Below are 842 nucleotides of genomic sequence, written 5' to 3'. Positions count from 1 at the left end.
TCGGCCAGGGCGACTCCCAGCGCCGTGGCATCCAGATGCCCACTGAGCCGCAACGCCACCGCCATGTTGTACACCGCCGAGGGCCCCTGCAACTGATCGATAAACCACAACCGCTGCTGGGCAAACGACAACGGCACCACCGCCGGACGCTCCTGGGCCACCAGCGGGGCCAGCCCACCGCTTGACCCACCGACGCGGGGTGCTAACTGGGCGATCGTGGGTGCCTCGAACACGGTGCGCACCGCAAGGTCGGTATCCAGGGTGGTGTTGATCGCCGCGATCACCCGCATCGCCGCGATGCTGTCCCCACCCAGCTCGAAGAACGAATCATCGACCCCGACCCGCTGCACACCCAGGACCTCGGCATAAATGCCGGCCAAGATCTCTTCGACCGCATCGCCCGCGGCGCGGTAGCGCCCGGCGCTGGTGTAGTCCGGGGCGGGCAGGGCGCGGGTGTCGAGTTTGCCGTTGGCCGTCAACGGCAACGCGTCAAGCGCCACCACCGCGGCGGGCACCATATGCTCGGGCAACCGCTCGGCCAGCGCGGCGCGCGCCGCGACCGGGTCAGCGGCCCCGGTGATGTAGCCGACCAGCCGGGGGGTGCCGGGCTGGTCGTCGCGGGCGATCACCACCGCCTGGTCCACCCCGTCCAGCCCGGTCAGGGCGGCCTGGATCTCGCCCAGTTCGATGCGATAACCGCGGATCTTGACCTGCTCATCGGCGCGGCCCAGATAATCCAGCTGCCCATCAGCGCGCCAACACACCAGATCCCCGGTCCGATACATCCGCTGCCCCGGCGCCGCGGGCCCGGCGAAGGGACACGCCACAAACCGCGACCCCGT

1 protein-coding gene is annotated in these 842 nt (G+C 70.1%); it reads right to left on the bottom strand.

The features are described 5' to 3' along the window. Window positions 1-842, bottom strand: an 842-nt coding sequence (locus A5753_RS23470) for a phosphopantetheine-binding protein (protein ID WP_156656216.1), incomplete at both ends; no start/stop codon positions are given.

Origin of the sequence: Mycobacterium sp. 852002-51971_SCH5477799-a (genome assembly GCF_001667145.1) — a bacterium.
Taxonomy (GTDB): domain Bacteria; phylum Actinomycetota; class Actinomycetes; order Mycobacteriales; family Mycobacteriaceae; genus Mycobacterium.
This window is presented reverse-complemented; position numbering and strand designations above follow the sequence as displayed.